Below are 18,068 nucleotides of genomic sequence, written 5' to 3'. Positions count from 1 at the left end.
AGCGTTGGCCGCCGCTATTCGTCGAGTGCCTCGAAATAGCGGGAAAGTGCGTCACAGGCGCCGTCCGCCAACGCGATAAAAATTCGGCGGCCGTCCTGCGGATCCTGTTCGCGCAGGAAAAGCCCGGCGTCGGTCATCGTCTTGATCCAGCGCAGTGCGGTCGTCGCAGGGACGGCGGCGGCGATACAGAGGCTCGATACCGAAACCGGCTGGCGTTCGAGCCGCGCGGCATACAGGTCGAGCAGCATATCCCACGCCGGATCGGCGAACAGGTCGGCGGGAAAATAATGCTCGCGCATCCGGCGCTGGCGCAGCATTCGCCGCACCTGCTTGGCGCGCTGCCGGTCGAGCGTCCGCTCCTCGGGCATGAAGCTGCGCGGCGCGGCGGCAAAGTCGCGCGGGGGCGAGCGAAGCTGTCCGGCGAAATCATCGCTGTCGCGGCCGCGCAAAGCGAAGCTGGCCGGTGCCCCTGGCAGCCCGCCCTGCTGCGCGGCGAGGTCGCCCAGCATCCGCGCGATACGCGCGACCTCTTCCTGCAACCGGTCGATGCGCTCCATCGCGTCGTCGCGCGCCACATCGTTGAACTCGACAAAGCGCATGCGCCGCGCTGCCGCGAGCGCCACAAGCTTGTCGGCGGGGTCGGCATCGACAAGCAATTGCGCGTCGATCGACGCCGGAATTGCCGCCGCCACCCGATCGAGTGCCGCCAGCGTGGTTTCGCAGATGAAAGTACATCCACGCCGGTCGATCGCGGCACAGATTTCGGCGAATATCGCGGCTTCCACAGCTTCCGCATCCGCCAGCCACACGATGTCGAGCGCCGCGACCTGGCCGATATAGGCTGAAGCGCGCGGCGGCGGGAGCGTGGCGACGACACGCACGTCGGGGAGCGCCGCCTGCGCGGGCCATTCGCGCTGCGAACCGATCAAAAGCAACGGCGATGCGACGCCCCGCGCGATCGACCCGCTGGCGAAAAATGCTTCGCCGACTCCGTCGCTGTCGTCCGACGAACCCGCCCAAGGCGGCATTCCCTGATTCATTATGACATAACCCCCGTTGTCACCGCCCCGCCCTGACGTGATCCTGCCGTCATTTTGGTGGCATTCGCAGTTTGTTCGCTCCCGTTCGCCGCCAATCCGGACCAAAGCCCGGATCGAGATCTCTGGATAGAGAGTCAGCCCAATCGATTACATCCATTTTGGATATGATTTGCTCCCAACATCAATCTCTTATGCCGGCCTTGTCAAGTAGATCCAACTCGATCAGGTGTGGCCGATGACGTCCCGACGCCCCCGATCGCTTACTCGCCTGATCTGGCAGCGACGGTTTCGTTCGGTCGCTGCGCTTCTGTTGCTGGCCGCGCTGGCGCTGACGGCATGGTTTGCGCGCCCTGAACCCATAACACCGATGACAGTGATCCAGGTGATCGACGGCGACAGCCTGACGGTGCGGCACGCCGACGCCAATCTGACGATCCGGCTGACCGGAATCGACGCGGTGGAATATCGGCAGTCATGCGTGCGCTCCGGGTCGGAATGGCCGTGCGGACGCGAAGCGCGGCAGGCGCTCGAACGGCTGGTGGGGGACGGGTCGCTCCACTGCATCCTGTCGGGCAGGGACCGCTATGGGCGTACGCTTGCCGCCTGTCGCACGGCCGTATCGCCCGATGGCATCGACCTTGGCGCCGAAATGGTTCGCCTGGGCTGGGCGATCGCCAGCGACACCGACTATCTTGTCGAAGAAGCCGGCGCCAAAACCGCGCGGCGCGGCATTTGGCAAGGCAGTTTCATCAAGCCCGCCGACTGGCGCGCGGCGCACGAGCGGCCCGCGACCGCCGCCGCATCGCCCGACGCATAGCAATGCCGCCTTTGCCTTGCCGCGGTTTCGGGCTAGGGCGAGCGCCATGAACAGCCTGTTTCCTGTCATGATCGGCGGTGCGATCGGCGCTGGCGCCCGCCATCTGGTCGGGCAGGCGATGCTCGCGCGGCTTGGCCCCGGCTTTCCGTGGTGGACGCTGTCGGTCAATATCGTCGGCAGTCTGGCGATGGGACTGCTGATCGGTCTGCTCGCGCGTAGCGGCGGGGCCGGCGAGACGACGCGGTTGTTTGTCGGAGTCGGCATATTGGGCGGGTTCACAACCTTCTCGTCGTTCAGTCTCGAATTCTGGGCGCTTTTTGAGCGGGGGCAGACGGCGCAGGCGGCTTTTTACGTCCTGGCGTCGGTCATTGGCGCGCTGCTCGCGTGCGGCGCGGGCATGATCGCCGTGCGGGAGTTCCCGGCATGAGCGCGCCGAAAGCGACCCTCGACGGCGCGATCGTCGGCGATGAGGACGACGGCATCCGCCTCGACCGCTGGTTCAAGCGTCACCGGCCCGGAACGCCGCACGCGCTGCTCGCGCGCTGGGCACGGTCGGGACAGCTTACGCTCGACGGCAAAAAAGCCGATGTGTCGGACCGGATCGCGGCGGGACAGACGCTCGCCATGCCGATCCCGCCGGTCGAGGCCGAGGCGCGCCCCGCGCGCAAGGGCCGCCCACTGACCGACGCCGATGTCGCGCTCGCTGAATCGATGCTGATCCACCGCGACGCCAGCGCAATCGTGCTCAACAAGCTCCCCGGCCTCGCGACGCAGGGCGGGACCAAGACCGAACATCATGTCGACGGGCTGCTCGACGCGCTGAAATATGACGCGCCGGTGCGTCCGAAGCTGGTTCACCGGCTCGACAAGGATACGTCGGGCGCGCTGCTGGTGGCGCGCACACCGCGCGCCGCAGCCTGGTTCGCCAAGAGCTTTTCGAATCGCAGCGCGAAAAAGACCTATTGGGCGCTGATCGTCGGCGTCCCCGACATTCAGCAGGGCGAGATCGACCTGCCGCTCGCCAAACAGCCGGGATCGGGCGGCGAAAAGATGCACGTCCATGACAGCGGCTTGGCCTCGAAGACGCGCTATCGCGTGATCGAGCGCGCGGGGAACAGCGCGGCTTGGGTCGAGCTCCAGCCGCTGACCGGGCGCACGCACCAGCTGCGCGTCCATATGGCGGCGATCGGCCATCCGATCGTCGGCGACGGCAAATATGGCGGCAAGGGCGCATTCCTGACGGGGACGATCAGCCGCAAGCTGCACCTGCACAGCCGGCGGCTGCGCATCGACCATCCCGACGGCGGCGCGATCGATGTGCAGGCCGATCTGCCCGAACATTTCACCGCGAGCCTCGACGCGCTCGGCTTCGACCTGCTGCTCGGCGAGGTGGGGATCGAGCCGGCCGAGAAAGGCCCTCCGCCCAAATCGGCGCTGAAGGCGCAGGCCAAGGCGCACAGCAAGCAGATCCGCAAAGCGCGGCGCGGCGAACGGCGCGGGCGCACCGCCGACAGCAAACCCACCGATTTCGTCGGCAAGCCGAAGCCCAGGGCAAAAGCGAAACCGGGCAAGCCCGGCAAGCCAACGAAAACCGGCAAAAAGCCAAGCGCGAAGAAGCACTCGGCGCGCCCATCCAAACCAAGCTGATGCATCCGAACAGCGCCTTTCGTCCCAAGCAGGACGATCTCGCCGAATTGCTGGTTCGCGAGATCGGCTTTGCCGCGATCTTTGCGAACACCCCCGATGGGCCGCGCGTCGCGCATGCGCCGGTGGTGCTGAGCGACGAGGCGGCGACGCTGCAATTCCACCTCGCGCGCGGAAATGCACTGACGCGGCACCTCGATGGCGCGACCGCGCTCGCCGTCGTGCAGGGCCCCGACGCTTATGTCAGCGCGAGCTGGTACGCCGACGCCGATCAGGTGCCGACGTGGAATTATGTCACGATCGAGATGGAAGGGGTAACGACGAAGCTCGACGATGCAGCGCTGGTAGAGCAGCTCGATACGCTGTCGGCGACGCATGAAGCGCGAGTCGGCGCGAACCCGCCGTGGACACGCGCAAAAATGAACCCGGCATTGTTTAGCAAGATGACCGGCGCGATCGTCGGCTTCGAAATGCGGATCACGGCGTGGCGCCCGACGATCAAGCTGTCGCAGAACAAGTCCGCCGACGAACGCGAGCGGGTCATCGCGGGCATGGAAGCGACGGGCCATGGCGCGCTCGCGCAGTTGATGCGCCACCTTGGCGGCGATAGGGAGGGCGCATGACACCCGCCAACGACGCGCTCGCCAAGAAACGCTTTTTCGCGATGGCGATCATGCGCCTGATGGGCGTTGCCTTCATCGCGATCGGTTTCATCCTCATCAGCGGCGGCTTTTCGCTGGCGGGACAGCCGACCGATCGCTGGATCGGTGTGGCGATCGTGCTGATCGGCGCGTTCGATTTTGCGGTGATGCCGTTGCTGCTCGCACGTCGCTGGCGCACGCCCAAAGAACTGTGAAGCGCTTCTGGAAAGAGGCGGCCGTCGTCGAGGAAAACGGCGGCTGGGGCATCGCGCTCGACGGGCGGCCGGTCCGCACGCCGCAGCGTGCCCCGCTGGCGGTCGCGAATCCTGCGCTCGCCGAAGCGATCGCCGCCGAATGGCGCGATGTCGGTGAAACGATCGATCCTGCGGCGATGCCGATGACCGGGCTCACCAATGCCGCGATCGACCTGACCGCGCCGGACGTCGCGGCCTTTGCCGCGCCGGTTGCCGCCTATGCGCAAAGCGATCTTCTTTGTTACCGCGACGCCCGCGATGCGGCGTTGCAGGCCGAACAGGCCGCGGCGTGGAACCCGTTGCTCGCCTGGGCCGAAGGGCATTACGGCATCGAATTCACACTGACGCAAGGCGTGTTGCCGGTCGACCAGCCGGAGGCCACAATCGCCGCGTTGCAGGCGGCGGTGCGCGCGCTCGACCATTGGCAGATCACCGCGCTGACCCCGCTGGTCACAATCGGCGGATCGCTCGTCGCGGGCCTCGCGCTTCTCGAAAACAGCTTCGACGCCGATGCCTTGTGGCAAGCGGTCAGCCTCGACGAACTCTACCAGGAACGCCGCTGGGGCGCCGACAGCGAAGCGCAGAAGGCACGCGCCGCGAAACAACGCGACTGGGACAATGCGGCGCGATTTCTCAAGTTGCTCGCCTAAGCGTCGCCCCCGCGAAGGCGGGGGCCGCTGTCGAAATAGCGCAAGGTTGCAGACGGCCCCCGCCTTCGCGGGGGCGACGGTCAATCCGTGAAATTCGGCCGCCGCTTCTGCATCCCCGCCATCACCGCCTCGATTTGGTTCGGGGTGCGCATCACCTTGACCTGCTCGTCGCTCTCGGCCTGCAATATCTCGGCGTCGCTCGCATGGCCGAGCATGTTGCAGAGCCGTTTGGCGCCGCGAATCGCGTGCGGATTCTTGTCGGCGATCACCTGTGCCAGATCCATCGCCTTGGCCAGCGGGTCGTCGGAGACATGCGTCGCAAAGCCGAGCAGCTTCGCCTCCGACCCGGTGAATTCGCGGTTGGTGTAGATCATCTCGCGCAGCACATCGTCGGCGACCTGCGTGCGCCACAGCGCCATGCCGGCGACATCAGGAACCAGCCCCCAGCGCATTTCCATGATCGCGATCCGCGTGTCCGGGTGGACGATACGAATGTCCGCTGCCGCCATGATCTGGCTGCCCGCGCCAAAGGCGACGCCGTGCACCGCCGCGATCACCGGCACCGGCAGTTCGCGCCAGCCCCAGGCGGCATATTGGGCGTTGTTGGCGATGCCCCGCGTGCGATCGGCGAGACTACCGCCCGCGCTGCTCGCCCCCGGATCGCGCTCGTTGCTGAGGCTGGAAAGATCGAGCCCGGCGCAAAAGGCGCGGCCTTCGCCCGACAGGACGACGACGCGCAGGTCCGCGGCGGCCTTCAACTGATCGACCGCTTGCGCCAGCGCCTCCCACATCGCGGTGTCGAGCGCATTCATCTTGTCGGCGCGGATCAGCCGGACGTCGGCGATCCCGCCTTCGAGCATGGTGATCGAAATCCGGTCCTTCATGGGAGAGTCCTCTACGCTGTACGTTTTAGGGCGGCTTCGACGAGCGGAAGCTGGTCGTTGCCAAAATACATGTCATCGCCGTCGACAAAGATCGTCGGCGAACCATAGCCGCCGCGCGCGATGAGTTCGTCGGTATTGGCGCGCAGCCGCGCCTTCACCGCATCGCTGCCCGCCGCAGCCGCAAGTGCGGCGCCATCGAGTCCTTCGGCATCGGCGACCGCCGCGAGCACTGCCGGGTCGTCCAGATTTTCCTGCTGGTCGAAATAGCTTGCAAAGGCGCCGCGCGCGAATCGCACGAGCGCCGCCTGATCCTCCTCCAGCGCGCAGCAGAACCGCATCGCGGCGATACTCTTCGCCGGATGCCACTCTGACGGAAAGTTCATCGGCACGCCCGCGAGCCGCGCCCAGTCCTTCAGCACCTTCCAGCTATGCTGGAGCCGCCGGTTGTCGACCTGCTCGCGCGCCGCATAGACGGCGGGGTTCACCGCGTTAAATACCCCGCCGACGAGGATCGGCCGATACACCGCCGTCGCGTCCGTCCGTTCGAGCACGCCCGGCAGATTATGAAACGCGAGACAAGTCCAGGGCGAGGAGAGGTCGAAGAAAAATTCGACACGCGCGGCGGTCATGTTCACGCCTCGGCCTTTGCCTTTTCCCAATATTGGTCGCGCAGCAGCCGCTTGTAGAGCTTGCCCGTGTCGTGCCGCGGCAGCGCTTCCATGAAATCGATCCGGCGCGGGATTTTCACCCCCGACAGTTTTTCACGCGCATAGGCGATCAGCTCGCCCCGCAGTGCGTCGTCCGCCTCGGCCATATCGGCGGGCTGGATCACCGCGATCACCTCTTCGCCCATCTCCTCATGCGGCCCGCCGACCACGGCGACGTCGGCGACCTTGGGGTGGGTGACGAGATGATTCTCGATTTCCTGCGGATAGATATTCACCCCGCCCGAGATGATCATGAAGCTCTTGCGGTCGGTGAGATAGAGAAAGCCTTCGTCGTCGAGCTTGCCGACATCGCCGAGCGTCGACCAGCCCTTCGAATTGCGACTCGACGCGGTTTTCTCATCATCGCCATGATATTCGAAGACATTCTCGCTCTCGAAGAAAACCGTGCCTTCCTCGCCCGCGCCGAGCTCGGTCTCATGATCCTCGCCCATGATATGCACCGTACCCAGGATCGGTCGCCCGACGCTGCCCTTGTGCGTCAGCCAGTCGGCGCTGGAGATGAAGGTCATGCCATTGCCCTCCGACCCGGCATAATATTCGAACAGCACCGGCCCCCACCAATCGATCATCGCCTGCTTGACCGGCACCGGGCACGGCGCCGCAGCGTGGATCGCGACCTTGAGCGACGAAATATCGTAGCGGGCGCGGACCTCCTCGGGCAATTTCAGCATCCGCACAAAATGCGTCGGCACCCACTGACTGCTGTTCACGCGATATTTTTCGATATGCGCCAACGCTGCCTCGGGATCGAATTTCTTCATCAGCACGACCGTGCCGCCGAGCCGGTGGATCGTCATCGACCAGCGCAGCGGCGCGGCATGATAGAGCGGCGCGGGCGAGAGATAGATGCTGTCCGCATTGATCTGGAACACCGCCGAGGCAAGCATGACCAGGCTGTTCGTCGCGTCGATCGCGGGGTCTTCGGGCAGCGGCACGCGCACACCCTTCGGCCGCCCGGTTGTTCCCGACGAATAGAGCATATCGACCCCCGCGCGCTCATCGGCAACCGGGGTCGCGGGCATCGCAGCAACGGCATCCTCCCAGCTTTCATAGCCTGCGATGGCGCCGCCCATCGCTAAACGCTTGATGCCGGTCGTCAGCTGCTCCGCTGCGCCCGCCAGGCTTGCGGATACGACCAGAATCTTCGCGCCCGAATTTTCGAGGATATAGTCGGTCTCGTCCCGCGTCAGCCGCGACGAGATGCAGACGTAACGCAGTCCCGCGCGCTGCGCGCCCCACGTCAGGCCATAATAATGCGGCGTGTTGTCGAGCATGAAGGCAACGACATCCTCATGCCCGAGCCCATTGGCGCGAAAAAGCTGCGCCGCGCGGTTCGATGCAGCGTCGAGTTCGCCATAGCTGATTTCTTCGCCCGTTTCGGCGACGATGATCGCGGCCTTGTCGGGATTGCTACGCGCGTGAACTGAGGGGTGCATCGGGCATCATCTCCGGGAATCGTTGCTTTCTTTATGGCGAAGATGAGTAGCAAGCTGAAACTTTTGGTCAAGCGAGCTGGGATGCGTGACAGGATCAGGAAAACTGCGGAACAAGATCAGTGGAGGGGGTGGGGAATGACCGGTTTCGGCCGAAAGCTGCCACTAATCCTCCCAGTGGCGAAGCCATGGGGAGGTGGCAGCGCGAAGCGCTGACGGAGGGGCCGTGGCGCTACCGTCGCGGCCCCTCCACCACTCGCTGCGCGAGCAGTTCCCCTCCCCATGGCTTCGCCACAGGGAGGATTTAAACGTCCGCTCCCCACGCTAAATCCGCCGACACCCCTTCAAGGCCACGAAGTTTCCGGCCGCGAGCGCAGCGCATAGCCGACGCCCTTCACCGTGCGCAGCATCGGCCAGGCAAAGCCGCGGTCGACCTTCGCGCGCAGCCGCGACATATGCACTTCGACGCGGTTCGTCCCCGGATCGAAATCGATCCGCCACACGGCCCTCAACAGCGTGTCGCGCGACAGCGGGCGGTCGGGAACGCGCGCGAGGTTGGCTAGCAGGTCGAATTCGCGCAGCGGCATGCGGATCAGCTGCCCCGCGCGCTCGACGCGCCGGTCGATCAGGTCGATCCTGAGCTCGCCCGCGCCGAGCTGCCCCGTCGCAATGCGGCTGCGCCGGAGCAACCCCGCGATGCGCGCGAGCAATTCGGGAAGATTGTCGGTCCAGCCCACGGCATCGTCGGCGCCGGCGGCGAGCGCCAGCAGCCGATCGTCGAGCGAGTCGCGGTCCGACATCGCGATCAGCGGACGCTGCCCGGCAACCGAAGCGGCGAGACGGACAAAGGCGAAGGGCTCCTGCCAGTCGAGAAACGGATTGACGATGAGCAGGTCGAAACAGCGGTCGCGCCACGGACGTATCCCGTTGACGTGCGATGGCAATAATTGCGCCGCCAGCCCCGCCCCCTCGATCGCGGCGCAAAGCGTCTCGGCGCGTTCGGCACACGGGTGATAGACGGCGACGCGCAACGTCCTGCCGCCGTCGGCGACGCTCTCCGATGATGCCATCCGCAACCCCGATCGCCGCCGCAACATTGTATCGCGCCGCCGCCCCGCCAGCATTGCACCGCCTTTCGGCTGTGCTAGTCCATGGCCATGACCAGTATCGAAATGCTCGACGGCGCCTTCGCCACCCTGCCCGACCTTGTCCGTGCCCACGCCGCGGAACGTCCCGACGCCGTAGCGGCTGCCGATGCCGATCGGCGGCTGAGCTGGTCCGAACTGGATCAATTGACCGACCGAATCGCAGCGCGGTTGCAGCACGACGGCTTGCAAAAAGGGGATCGCACTGCAATTGCAGGGCTGAACAGCGTCGAACAGATGGCGGTCATCCTCGGCACGCTGCGCGCCGGCGGTGTCGCCGGGCTGATCACCAACAGCGCGACGGGCGAACAAATGGCGGCGATGATCGCCGACACCAGCGCGCGCCACCTGTTCCTCGACGCGACAGCAAAAGCGAGCTTGGAAGGGCACGACATCGCCGCAAGCGACCTGATCGCGATGGACGGCAGCGACGCAGGCACGCCGTTGGCGGACTGGATCGCGCCCGCGGGGACGAAACCGGCACCAGGCGAGATCCTGCCCGGGGACGGATTCAACATCATCTATTCGTCGGGCACGACGGGAACACCCAAGGGCATAGTCCACAGCCATGCGATGCGCTGGCAACATATCCAGCGCGGTGCCCCCGCCTATGGCCCGAACGCCGTGACGATCCTGTCGACCCCGCTCTATTCGAACACGACGATGGCCAGCTTCATGCCGACGGTCGGATCGGGCGGGCAGGTTGTCCTGATGAAGAAATTCGATGCGCGCGGCTTCCTCGAGCTGGCGGAGCGCGAACGCGCGACCAACTGCATGCTCGTGCCGGTGCAATATCGCCGCATCATGGCGCTCGACGATTTCGACCGCTTCGACCTGTCGAGCTTCGTGATGAAATATTGCACCTCGGCGCCCTTTCCCGCGGCGCTGAAAGCCGATGTGCTGAAACGCTGGCCCGGCGGCTTGGTCGAGATTTACGGCATGACCGAGGGCGGCGCAGCCTTCATCCTCGAAGCGCATCAGTTTCCTGACAAGCTGCACACCGTTGGCAAACCCGCGCCCGGCCATATCGCCAAGGTCATCGACGAGGATGGCAACGAACTGCCGCAAGGATCGGTCGGCGAGATTGTCGGCCGCAGTCCGGCGATGATGACCGGATACAACAACCGCCCCGATGCGACGAAAGCGATGCACTGGTACGACAGCGAGGGAAACCTCTTCTATCGCCACGGCGACATCGGCCGGATCGACGAGGACGGTTTCCTGACGTTGATGGACCGTGCGAAGGACATGATCATATCGGGCGGGTTCAACATCTTCCCCAGCGACCTCGAGGCGATCCTGCTCGCCGACGACCGCGTCGTCGAGGCGGCAGTGGTCGGAATGCCGAGCGAGGAATGGGGCGAGACCCCGGTCGCTTTCGTCGTGCTGAAGCCCGGCGCCGATCCCGAAAGCGTGCGCGAGACCTGCAATGCCAAGGTCGGCAAAACGCAGCGGCTGAGCGCGATCCGCATCGTGGCCGAACTGCCGCGCAGCCCGATCGGCAAGGTGCTTAAACGTGAACTGCGCGATGCGCATAGCGGGTGAGGACGGCCCATCGCCGGGAGTGTCACGTTTAGACCAGCTGCGTACCTAAAATCCTCCCTGCGGCGAAGCCGTGGGGAGGGGGACCACGCGAAGCGGTGGTGGAGGGGCCGCGACGTCACCTTATTGCCCCTCCGTCAGCGCTTCGCGCTGCCACCTCCCCATCGCTGCGCGACAGGGAGGAATTAATGTCCGCTCCCCACCGCAAAAGCACACACCAAAAAAACGCTGTCCTACATGACGCGCGTGTGCCAGCCTTCACCCTTGCTCTTTCAACATGTGGACAGAAGCGATGACTGGCTCGCCGGGGGCGTGCGCAGCGACCCGGTGCGACATATCCGGCCGGAACGGCGGATCGGCGGCCGCACAAGGCTGACCTTTACTGACTTTTGAAATATCCCTCGGCCTGCGCTGCTCGGATTGCGAACGCGCCGGGCTGACCTTTCCTGACCTTTGGAAAGATTCCGTGGCCCTCGTGCCGACTGGATAACGCACGCCTACCAACGCTGGCGTAGACAGCCCGCCGCCCGAAGCCGTCGATCGCTCCGGGGTGGTCGCCAGTCCTACAGCATATATTTCATCTCGATCGACTGGTGCATATCGCCCGCAACGGCAAAGCTTGCCGATTTGAAGCTCGGCGGACCCATGGCGATCGCGGGATTGCGCGAAAAGCCGAAGCCTTCCTTTGGCAGGAAGATCGCCTTGTCCATCTTGTTGTTGCCATTCTCGTCATGGACCACCGCGATGGCATAGGTGCCGTTCGCGGGCGCATGGATGTCGAATCGGTCGGCATCGACGGCTTTCACCGCCATACGCACCGAGCCCTTGTCCTTGCTGCAATCGGGAAAAGCGCTCGCCTTGGCCGTCAGGCAGACGAGCAGCTGCCCCTTGGTGCTGCGCAGCCTGGTAACGCTGACCTCAACCGTCGGCGGCAGCGGGGCGTTCGCCGCGAGAGTGCACAGGATCAAAGCGGCCAAGCCCGATGTCCGTGCCGCACGCGCGATCCCAAAAGCGGAAATAGAGTCCATAATTTCCCCGGTAGGCTGCATGATGCGCCTGGTGATGCGTCGCGGTTATCAGCCAGCGCCCTGCTGGTCCATGAACAAGCGCGCGGGGAAACATCTCCCACCCCATATGATTGCCGACCCCCATGATCGTCATGATCGCCAGAACGAGCCCCAGCACCGCGACATGAATGGGAATGACAAAGACCAGCGCAGGAATGACGATCGCGCCGGTGACCGCCTCGATCGGGTGGAAACTCATCGCCGCCCACGCGGTCGGCGGGCGGCTGGCATGATGGACGGCGTGCGCGAGGCGAAACAGGCGCGGGCGGTGCATCCAGCGGTGCGTCCAGTAAAACCATGTATCGTGGAGCAAGAGGTAGAGGAGCAGGCTGACGGGCAGATACCAGAGCGGAAAGGCGCCCACATCGGTATAGATGCGCGTCCAGCCATGCGCCTGCCACCCCCAGGCGACGACGCCAGCGGGAACGCCATAAATGGCGGCGCTGGCAAGGCTCCAGCCGATCTCGCGGCGCATCTGCGGTTCGAGTCCGCGGTAGAGACCGGGGTGACGCAAGCGTGTTGCCAGCGCGAAAGCGCCGCTGGTGACAAGATAGCGAACACCGACGATTACGGTCATCGCAAGCGCGGAAAAAAGGATCGCCCAACCGGTCATCGGCAAAGGCTAGCCGTTCGGCGCCGCGTTGCAATGGCTTTGCATCGGCGCGAAGCGCGGCTAGGGCGAAGTCATGGGGCCGAATTTTGATAAATGCGACATTGCGATCGTCGGCGGCGGGCTGGCCGGCGGGCTGGCCGCGCTCGCACTGGCGACGAAGCGCCCCGATCTCGACATACGGCTGGTCGAACCGGGGCCGGTCGGCGGCAATCATATCTGGTCCTTTTTCGACAGCGACATCGCCAAAAAGGACCGCTGGCTGGTCGCACCGCTCGTCCGTTATCACTGGCCGCGCTACGACGTGCGTTTTCCCGAGCACGGCCGGACGCTGGACATGGGGTACAAAAGCATCACCGGCGAGGCGCTTGCCGAAGCGGTCGCGGCGACGTTGCCCAACGGGCATGTCATCGCGGATCGCGCGAAGCATGTCGCACCGGACCATCTGCTGCTGGCGCGTGGCGGGCGGCTGTCGGCGAAGCATGTCATCGACGCGCGCGGCGCGGGCCGCTTTCCGACGCTCGATTGCGGCTGGCAGAAATTCGTCGGACAGGCGCTGACGATTGCGGGCGGGCACGGCATTCAGCATCCGGTCGTCATGGATGCGACGGTCGAGCAGCTGGACGGCTATCGCTTTGTCTATCTCCTTCCCTTCGACGCCCAGACCCTGTTCGTCGAGGACACTTATTACAGCAACGACGCCGAACTCGACGAGGCGGTGGTGCGCGAACGGATCGCGGCCTATGCCGCGGCACAGGGTTGGCAGGTGACCGCCACGACGCGCGAGGAGAGTGGAGTGTTGCCAGTGGTGATCGCGGGCGATTTCGACCGGCTGTGGCCGGCCTCGGACCGCACTGCGCGAATCGGTGCGCGCGCCGGGATGTTCCACGCAACGACGGGCTACTCGCTGCCGCACGCGGTGCGCACCGCCGCGGCGCTGCCCGCGCTGGTCAGCCGCGCCGACCTGCCCGACCGGCTTCGCGCGCGCGCCGCAGCGTCGTGGCACCGCCAGCGCTTTTACCGGATGCTTGACGCGATGCTGTTCCGCGCCGCCGATCCCGAGGCGCGCTACCGCATTTTCGAGCGTTTCTATCGCCTCTCGCCGCGGCTCATCGCGCGCTTCTATGCCGGCCGCTCGACGGCGGCGGACAGATTGCGCCTGCTCGCGGGAAGGCCGCCCGTCCCTGTCGGTCGCGCGCTCGCAGCGCTCGCCAGGCTCGACTGGCGATGAGCCGCCGCGCCATCGTCATCGGCGCCGGCTTTGGTGGCCTCGCGCTTGCGGTCCGGCTCCAGTCGGCGGGCGTTGCGACAACGATCGTCGAGGCGCGCGACAAGCCGGGCGGGCGCGCCTATCATTGGGTGCGCGACGGCTTCACCTTCGACGCCGGGCCAACCGTCATTACCGATCCGCCGTGCCTGTCCGAACTATGGGCGCTGAGCGGATGGGATATGGCCGCCGACGTCGACCTGATGCCCGTCAGCCCCTTTTACCGACTGAACTGGCCCGATGGCACCAATTTCGACTATTCGAACGACGAGGCCGCGCTCCACGCCGAGATCGCGCGGCTGAATCCCGAGGATGTCGCGGGTTATGAACGCTTTCTCGACTATTCGAAGGGCGTTTACGAACAGGGCTATGTGAAGCTCGGCGCGACGGCCTTCCTCGACTTTTCGACGATGATCAAGGCCGCCCCCGCGCTGATGAAATATCAGGCCTGGCGCAGCGTTTATTCGATCGTGTCCTCCTATGTTCGCGACGAACGGCTGCGGCAGGCGCTGTCGTTCCATACTCTGCTCGTCGGCGGCAATCCGATGACGACGAGCGCCATCTATGCGCTGATCCACACAATCGAAAAGGACGGCGGCGTCTGGTTCGCCCGCGGCGGGACCAACCGGCTCGTCGCCGGGCTCGTGCAGCTGTTCGAACGACTGGGCGGCACACTGCGCCTCGGCGATGCGGTGACTGCAATCCACACCGCAGGCAACCGCGCCACCGGAGTCACCACCGCGAGCGGCTGGCGCGGCGATGCCGACATGATCGCGTGCAACGGCGACCTGATGCACAGCTACCACGACCTGCTCGCCGATCATCCGCGTGGACCCAAAGCTGCGCGCAGCTTGGCGCGCAAACGCTGGTCGCCGTCGCTGTTCGTCGTCCATTTCGGCGCGAAGGGCGCATATCCCGACGTCGCGCACCACAGCATCTTGTTCGGTCCGCGGTATCAGGGGTTGCTCGCCGACATCTACAAGAATGGCGTCGTGCCCGACGATTTCTCGCTCTACCTCCATCATCCGAGCATCACCGATCCCGGCATGGCACCGCCCGGGCATTCGACCTTTTATGCGCTCGCCCCCGTCGCGCATCTTGGCAAGGCAAAGGCCGACTGGGACGGTGACTTCGGCGCGCGCTTCGCCGACGCGATCATCGACGAGGTCGAGCGGCGCGTCGCCCCCGATCTGCGCGCCAATCTCGTCACCCGCTTTCACTACACCCCCGCCGATTTTGGCCGCGACCTCAGCGCACATCTCGGCAGCGCCTTCAGCCTGGAACCCGTGCTGTGGCAATCGGCCTATTTCCGCGCGCACAACCGCGACGATGTGATTTCCAATCTTTACTTCGTCGGCGCAGGCACGCATCCGGGCGCGGGTATTCCCGGTGTCGTCGGCAGCGCCAAGGCGACTGCTGCGCTCATGCTTGAATGACACGACTCCGTTTACCCTGAGCTTGTCGAAGGGCCGTTCTTCCTTCAAAGGCGGCAAGAGAAGGACGGGGCTTCGACGAGCTCAGCCCAAATGGAAATTTGTGAAAGCCATCAAACGATGAAACGCCTCGCCGTCTATTGCGGGTCCGCCACTCCCGACGATCCCATCTATATCGAAACCGCGCGCCATGTGGGCCGCACGCTCGCGAGCCGCGGGATCGGTGTTGTCTACGGCGGCGGGCGGCTGGGGCTGATGGGCGCGGTCGCCGACAGCGCGCTTGAGGCGGGCGGCGAAGTGATAGGCATCATCCCCGAAGCGCTTGTCGGCGCCGAGGTCGCGCATCGCGGCTGCACCGAACTGCACGTCGTGAGCGGGATGCACGAGCGCAAGAAGATGTTCACCGACCTGTCGGACGGGTTCCTGACGATCCCCGGCGGCGTCGGGACGATGGACGAGCTGTGGGAGGCGATCAGCTGGGCGCAGCTCGGCTATCACACCAAGCCCGTCGGGCTGCTCAACGCCGCGGGTTTCTTTAACGACCTGATCGCCTTCAATCGCCGGATGATCGACGTCGGCTTCATCCGCCCGGCGCACGCGGGGATCATGATCGTCGATGCCGGACTCGACGAACTGCTCGACAAGATGGCGGCCTACGAACCGCACCAGACGATTTTCGCGATGAAGGCCGAAAATCTCTGATGACTGCGGAGGGGGCCTATGACGCCGACGCCCTCCACGGTTTCGCGCACGACAGCATCGCGCGCGGATCGAGAAGTTTTGCGCTCGCAAGCCAGTTGTTCGATCGAAAAACGCGCGAGCGCGTCTGGCTGCTCTACGCCTGGTGCCGCGCCGCCGACGATCTGACCGACGGGCAGGATCATGGCGGCACGATGCGACCGGGGCACGATCCCGCCGCCGCCGTCGCGCGCATCCGGGCGCTGACCGACAAGGCCTTTGCGAGCGAGCCGACGGGCGAACCGGCGTTCGACGCGCTGGGTTTCCTGCTCACCGAGGTGGCGATCCCGCGCGCGGTGATCGACGACATCGTCGCGGGGTTTGAACTCGATGCGCAGGACTGGCGCCCGCGCAGCGAGGACGACCTGCTGCGCTATTGCTACCATGTCGCGGGCGCAGTCGGCGTCGCGATGGCGCTGGTGATGGGCATCGATCCCGACGACGAGCGCACGCTCGACCGCGCATCGGACCTTGGCATCGCCTTCCAGCTCGCCAATATCGCGCGTGACGTGGCCGAGGATGCCGCGGCCGACCGCTGTTACCTGCCCGTCGAATGGATGGTCGAGCTCGACATTCCCCCCGGGCAGCATATGCATCCCGCCTTTCGCCCGCGCCTGTCGGTGATGGCAAAATGGCTGGCCGAAATGGCCGAGGAATATGAAGCATCGGCGCGCTGGGGCGCTCGCAAACTGCCGCCACGCAGCCGCTGGGCGGTCCTCGCCGCCGCGGGCATCTATGGCGACATCGCGCGCGAGGTGCGGCGCCGCGGCGACCATGCTTGGGATCACCGCGCCGCCAGTTCGCTCGCCGCCAAGCTCGGCTGGGTCGCGCGCGCCGGCTGGTCGGTGCTGCGCCGCCCGCTGCAGCGGCGGATCAGCCGCGACGGGCTGTGGACGCGGCCGCGGCAGGAAGGCGCACGCGCGGACGGGGAGCGCCGAGGCGCATGAACGCCGTCGAGTGGATCGCCGCCGCCTCCGTGCTCACCAATGTCGCGCTCGTCGCTCTGCGCAGCGTCTGGAACTACCCCTTCGCGCTCGTCGCGGTGACGCTTTATGCCTTCGTCTTCTTCGAGGCCAAGCTGTACAGCGACATGCTGCTCCAGGGCTTTTTCTTCGCGCTCAACCTTTATGGCTGGGCCGCGTGGACGCGCGCACGGACTGACGGTGGCGTGCCTGTCGGCTGGATGAGCCGCCGCGCGCGCTGGGGCTGGGGGCTCGGCACGCTCGCCGCGTGGGCGGGGTGGAGCTATGCGATGGATCGCCACACCGACGCCGTGGCACCATGGATCGACGGCGCGATAGCGATGATGAGCGTCACCGCGCAATGGCTGCTCGCGCGGCGCCGCGTCGAAAGCTGGTATCTGTGGATCCTCGTCGACCTGATCGCGATACCGCTCTTCGCGTCGCGCGGGCTTTATGCGACCAGCGCGGTCTATGTCGTGCTGCTCGGCCTGTCGATCGACGGGTTGATCCAGTGGCGCCGCGCCGCCGCGACGGGACCCCTCGCATTATGACCCGGCACATTTGCCTGCACGGCGCCGAAAGCACGGGCAAGTCGACGCTCGCCCCGCGGCTTGCGCTGCGGCTCGGCGGGCTGGTCGTTCCCGAATATGGGCGCACCTATGCCGAAGCGCACGGCACCGAATTCGACGCGGTCGATCTGCTCGCCATTTTCGACGGCCACCGCGCCGCGACCGCCGCGGCGCTGGCCGAGCGGCCCGACTGGCTGGTATCCGACACCGACCCGCTGATGACGCAGGCGTGGGCGATCATGCTGCTGGGGCGCCGCCTGCCCGAAATCGACGCGTGGACCGGGGTCGCCGACCTGTATCTTGTCCCCGCGATGGACCTGCCCTGGCAGGAAGACGGCACCCGCCTGTTCGGCAGCGACCTCGCGCGGCACCAGTTCATGGACGTTGCGATCGGCGAGCTCGACCGGCGGCAGCTCCCGTGGGCGTGGATCGAGGGCGAAGGAGACGCCCGGATCGACAATGCGATTTCGGCGATCGAGGCGGCGGGTTTGATGTAAGCGTTGGTGACCGCTTTGGGGTGGGAAGCTGCCGCTAAATCCTCCCTGTCGCGAAGCGATGGGGAGGGGGACCGCTCGCGAAGCGAGTGGTGGAGGGGCTGCGACGGTTGCGCCATAGCCCCTCCGTCAGCGCTTCGCGCTGCCACC

General features: G+C 65.7%; 20 protein-coding genes. 13 read left to right on the top strand and 7 right to left on the bottom strand.

Annotated features, from left to right (window positions below):
- Nucleotides 1-14: 14 nt before the first annotated feature.
- The gene (locus tag VSX77_RS09345; RefSeq protein WP_338424332.1) at nucleotides 15-1,028 is read right to left on the bottom strand and encodes a MarR family transcriptional regulator; all 1,014 of its coding nucleotides are present in this window, start codon (nucleotides 1,026-1,028) and stop codon (nucleotides 15-17) included.
- A gap of 379 nt (nucleotides 1,029-1,407) precedes the next feature.
- On the opposite strand from VSX77_RS09345, the gene VSX77_RS09340 reads away from it, so the two are divergent.
- The 6 genes from VSX77_RS09340 to VSX77_RS09315 are packed head-to-tail and all read left to right on the top strand — an operon-like array spanning nucleotide 1,408 to nucleotide 5,046.
- Nucleotides 1,408-1,857 (top strand): thermonuclease family protein, encoded by a 450-nt coding sequence (locus VSX77_RS09340; protein ID WP_338424330.1) that lies wholly within the window; start codon nucleotides 1,408-1,410, stop codon nucleotides 1,855-1,857.
- A gap of 46 nt (nucleotides 1,858-1,903) precedes the next feature.
- Nucleotides 1,904-2,284, top strand: coding sequence for a fluoride efflux transporter CrcB (crcB, locus tag VSX77_RS09335; protein ID WP_338424329.1), 381 nt, complete (start codon nucleotides 1,904-1,906; stop codon nucleotides 2,282-2,284).
- Nucleotides 2,281-3,504 carry an RluA family pseudouridine synthase gene (locus VSX77_RS09330; protein WP_338424328.1) on the top strand — a complete coding sequence of 408 codons (1,224 nt, stop codon included), beginning with the start codon at nucleotides 2,281-2,283 and terminating at the stop codon, nucleotides 3,502-3,504. Before crcB ends, VSX77_RS09330 begins: the two co-directional genes overlap by 4 nt.
- A complete protein-coding gene (locus tag VSX77_RS09325) occupies nucleotides 3,504-4,124 on the top strand; it encodes an FMN-binding negative transcriptional regulator (protein WP_338424327.1) in 621 nt (206 codons plus the stop codon). The genes VSX77_RS09330 and VSX77_RS09325 overlap by 1 nt, the downstream gene beginning before the upstream one ends.
- Nucleotides 4,121-4,357, top strand: coding sequence for a hypothetical protein (locus VSX77_RS09320; RefSeq protein ID WP_338424326.1), 237 nt, complete (start codon nucleotides 4,121-4,123; stop codon nucleotides 4,355-4,357). The genes VSX77_RS09325 and VSX77_RS09320 overlap by 4 nt, the downstream gene beginning before the upstream one ends.
- The gene (locus tag VSX77_RS09315) at nucleotides 4,354-5,046 is read left to right on the top strand and encodes an ATP12 family chaperone protein (protein WP_338424325.1); all 693 of its coding nucleotides are present in this window, start codon (nucleotides 4,354-4,356) and stop codon (nucleotides 5,044-5,046) included. Before VSX77_RS09320 ends, VSX77_RS09315 begins: the two co-directional genes overlap by 4 nt.
- A gap of 80 nt (nucleotides 5,047-5,126) precedes the next feature.
- Here VSX77_RS09315 and VSX77_RS09310 read toward each other — a convergent pair whose 3' ends face one another.
- The 4 genes from VSX77_RS09310 to VSX77_RS09295 form a co-directional block, all read right to left on the bottom strand.
- On the bottom strand, nucleotides 5,127-5,930 hold the full coding sequence (locus VSX77_RS09310) for a crotonase/enoyl-CoA hydratase family protein (RefSeq protein WP_338424324.1): 804 nt from the start codon (nucleotides 5,928-5,930) through the stop codon (nucleotides 5,127-5,129).
- 11 nt (nucleotides 5,931-5,941) lie between these two features.
- Nucleotides 5,942-6,559: a 2-hydroxychromene-2-carboxylate isomerase gene (locus VSX77_RS09305; RefSeq protein ID WP_338424323.1), complete on the bottom strand. Its 618-nt coding sequence runs from the start codon at nucleotides 6,557-6,559 to the stop codon at nucleotides 5,942-5,944.
- Nucleotides 6,560-6,561: 2 nt separating this feature from the next.
- Nucleotides 6,562-8,094, bottom strand: a complete 1,533-nt coding sequence (locus VSX77_RS09300) for an acyl-CoA synthetase (RefSeq protein WP_338424322.1) — start codon at nucleotides 8,092-8,094, stop codon at nucleotides 6,562-6,564.
- 341 nt (nucleotides 8,095-8,435) lie between these two features.
- On the bottom strand, nucleotides 8,436-9,161 hold the full coding sequence (locus VSX77_RS09295) for a response regulator transcription factor (protein ID WP_338424321.1): 726 nt from the start codon (nucleotides 9,159-9,161) through the stop codon (nucleotides 8,436-8,438).
- Between the two features lie 87 nt (nucleotides 9,162-9,248).
- On the opposite strand from VSX77_RS09295, the gene VSX77_RS09290 reads away from it, so the two are divergent.
- On the top strand, nucleotides 9,249-10,781 hold the full coding sequence (locus VSX77_RS09290; RefSeq protein WP_338424319.1) for a class I adenylate-forming enzyme family protein: 1,533 nt from the start codon (nucleotides 9,249-9,251) through the stop codon (nucleotides 10,779-10,781).
- A gap of 560 nt (nucleotides 10,782-11,341) precedes the next feature.
- On the opposite strand, the gene VSX77_RS09285 is transcribed toward VSX77_RS09290, so the two are convergent.
- Together VSX77_RS09285 and VSX77_RS09280 are read right to left on the bottom strand one after the other, a co-directional pair.
- Complete coding sequence (locus VSX77_RS09285; RefSeq protein ID WP_338424317.1) at nucleotides 11,342-11,755, bottom strand: DUF2141 domain-containing protein; 414 nt, start codon at nucleotides 11,753-11,755, stop codon at nucleotides 11,342-11,344.
- Nucleotides 11,697-12,458, bottom strand: a complete 762-nt coding sequence (locus VSX77_RS09280; protein ID WP_338424316.1) for a sterol desaturase family protein — start codon at nucleotides 12,456-12,458, stop codon at nucleotides 11,697-11,699. Before VSX77_RS09280 ends, VSX77_RS09285 begins: the two co-directional genes overlap by 59 nt.
- Nucleotides 12,459-12,531: 73 nt before the next feature.
- Between VSX77_RS09280 and crtY the strand changes: the two genes are divergently transcribed.
- The 6 genes from crtY to VSX77_RS09250 all read left to right on the top strand — a co-directional run bounded on the left by crtY (nucleotide 12,532) and on the right by VSX77_RS09250 (nucleotide 17,921).
- Nucleotides 12,532-13,686 carry a lycopene beta-cyclase CrtY gene (crtY, locus tag VSX77_RS09275; RefSeq protein WP_338424315.1) on the top strand — a complete coding sequence of 385 codons (1,155 nt, stop codon included), beginning with the start codon at nucleotides 12,532-12,534 and terminating at the stop codon, nucleotides 13,684-13,686.
- Nucleotides 13,683-15,158, top strand: coding sequence for a phytoene desaturase (locus VSX77_RS09270; RefSeq protein WP_338424314.1), 1,476 nt, complete (start codon nucleotides 13,683-13,685; stop codon nucleotides 15,156-15,158). Before crtY ends, VSX77_RS09270 begins: the two co-directional genes overlap by 4 nt.
- A gap of 117 nt (nucleotides 15,159-15,275) precedes the next feature.
- Nucleotides 15,276-15,857, top strand: a complete 582-nt coding sequence (locus VSX77_RS09265; protein ID WP_338424313.1) for a TIGR00730 family Rossman fold protein — start codon at nucleotides 15,276-15,278, stop codon at nucleotides 15,855-15,857.
- Nucleotides 15,857-16,840, top strand: coding sequence for a phytoene/squalene synthase family protein (locus VSX77_RS09260; RefSeq protein WP_338424312.1), 984 nt, complete (start codon nucleotides 15,857-15,859; stop codon nucleotides 16,838-16,840). Before VSX77_RS09265 ends, VSX77_RS09260 begins: the two co-directional genes overlap by 1 nt.
- On the top strand, nucleotides 16,837-17,406 hold the full coding sequence (gene pnuC, locus VSX77_RS09255; RefSeq protein WP_338424311.1) for a nicotinamide riboside transporter PnuC: 570 nt from the start codon (nucleotides 16,837-16,839) through the stop codon (nucleotides 17,404-17,406). The genes VSX77_RS09260 and pnuC overlap by 4 nt, the downstream gene beginning before the upstream one ends.
- On the top strand, nucleotides 17,403-17,921 hold the full coding sequence (locus VSX77_RS09250) for an AAA family ATPase (RefSeq protein WP_338424310.1): 519 nt from the start codon (nucleotides 17,403-17,405) through the stop codon (nucleotides 17,919-17,921). The genes pnuC and VSX77_RS09250 overlap by 4 nt, the downstream gene beginning before the upstream one ends.
- Nucleotides 17,922-18,068 lie beyond the last annotated feature (147 nt).

It is taken from the genome of Sphingopyxis sp. TUF1, from assembly GCF_036687315.1.
GTDB classification, from domain to species: Bacteria; Pseudomonadota; Alphaproteobacteria; order Sphingomonadales; family Sphingomonadaceae; genus Sphingopyxis; species Sphingopyxis kveilinensis.
This window is presented reverse-complemented; position numbering and strand designations above follow the sequence as displayed.